The 518-nt window shown below is 43.1% G+C and carries 1 protein-coding gene; it reads left to right on the top strand.

Annotation, left to right across the window (positions count from 1 at the left end):
* Positions 1–402, top strand: a 402-nt coding sequence (locus AB4486_RS28510; RefSeq protein ID WP_372120193.1) for a DUF3332 family protein, incomplete at its 5' end; no start/stop codon positions are given.
* Positions 403–518 lie beyond the last annotated feature (116 nt).

Here is a 518-nt window from a genome sequence, read left to right as displayed (position 1 = left end):
GGTGTAAACTTCTTATTAGCGCCTGTATACGGTATTACTACCGCAGCAGACTATGTGGTATTCAACTCACTTGAATTCTGGACAGGTAAAAACCCTATCAGCGGTTCACCACACGTATTTGATACAAAAACAGACACGCACTTCAAAGTGAACGATGAGCTGGACCCAAGCCTGAAAGAAGCCCCTGTCGGCCCAATTTCTAACAATCGCACCATTGAAACGGGTGAGATGATTAAGATCGACGAAAACACGATTCAAATGGACATCGTCTATACATCTGGTGAAACAGCGACTCTAACGGGCATCAAAGACGGTCAAAACGTTACCTATTACATGGATGGTCAGCTTGTATCGCAAACAACTATCGCTGAATTAGAGAAGATTCAAGGCACTGAAGCTTAAGGTTCATCGCCCACACAGAGTTCAAACTTAAAGAGACTTTTGAGCTCATAAAATAGAACAAGCCCGGCGATTGCCGGGCTTGTTTGTATGTGCTCTATTATTTGTAAATGCTCTAT

The sequence above is a fragment of the Vibrio sp. 10N.222.55.C6 genome, from assembly GCF_041473395.1.
In the GTDB taxonomy this organism is placed as follows: Bacteria; Pseudomonadota; Gammaproteobacteria; order Enterobacterales; family Vibrionaceae; genus Vibrio; species Vibrio crassostreae_C.
Note: the sequence above shows the minus strand (reverse complement) of the source record. Positions and strands in the feature narration are given on the sequence as shown.